The organism is Myxococcus eversor (genome assembly GCF_010894455.1).
GTDB lineage: Bacteria > Myxococcota > Myxococcia > Myxococcales > Myxococcaceae > Myxococcus > Myxococcus eversor.
Genome location: NZ_JAAIXY010000084.1, coordinates 1 through 719, shown reverse-complemented (window position 1 = coordinate 719; position 719 = coordinate 1). Strand labels below are relative to the sequence as shown.

The window sequence follows — 719 nt, the reverse complement described above, 5'->3', positions numbered from 1 at the left end:
TGGAAGTCGAGGCGACCGATGAACGCGAGCTCTCCGGTTGGCAGCCAGCGGACTTTGTCCCCCGTGCGGTACATGCGCGCGCCGGGGACGGAGCTGAACGGATTGGGAAGGAAGCGCTCCGCGGTGAGGGACGGGCGCGCGAGGTAGCCACGCGCCACGCCGTCACCAGCCAGGAACAGCTCTCCGGGGACACCGACGGGGACGGGCTGGAGGTGGGCATCCAGGACGTATGCCCGCACATTCGCCAGCGGCGTGCCGAGCGAAGGACGCGGCGCGCCTCGCACCGCGCGGGCCGTGGAGTCCACCGTGCACTCGGTGGGCCCGTAGACGTTGAAGGCGGTGATGTGAGGGTGGGTGGCGAGCTTCTCCCAGAGCGCGTCATCTACCGCTTCTCCTCCGACGAGGATGCGCAGGGCGCGACGTGAGGCCAGTCCTTCTCCGAGCAGCACGCGGAGGTGAGAAGGCGCGCAGTCGAGTACGTCGACGTGGTGCTGCTCCACCCAGTTCACCAGGAGGGCCGCGTCTTGACGGATGGCCTGGGGCACCACGCACAAGGTGTGGCCATCGGAGAGCTGGACGAGTTGCTGGACAGACGCGTCGAAGGCCAGCGGGGCGTTGAGGCTGACTCGCAGCGGACCCTGAAGACCGGCGAGGGCCGTGGACGCGAGGGCCGCACGCAGGTTCATCACGGAGGCGTGCTGAATCATCACGCCCTTCGG

The 719-nt window shown here is 68.8% G+C and carries 1 protein-coding gene; it reads right to left on the bottom strand.

Features of this window, described 5'->3' with window-relative positions; translation table 11 throughout:
* Positions 1-707, bottom strand: a 707-nt coding sequence (locus G4D83_RS45235) for an AMP-binding protein (RefSeq protein WP_240357200.1), incomplete at its 3' end; no start/stop codon positions are given.
* Between the last annotated feature and the right edge of the window lie 12 nt (positions 708-719).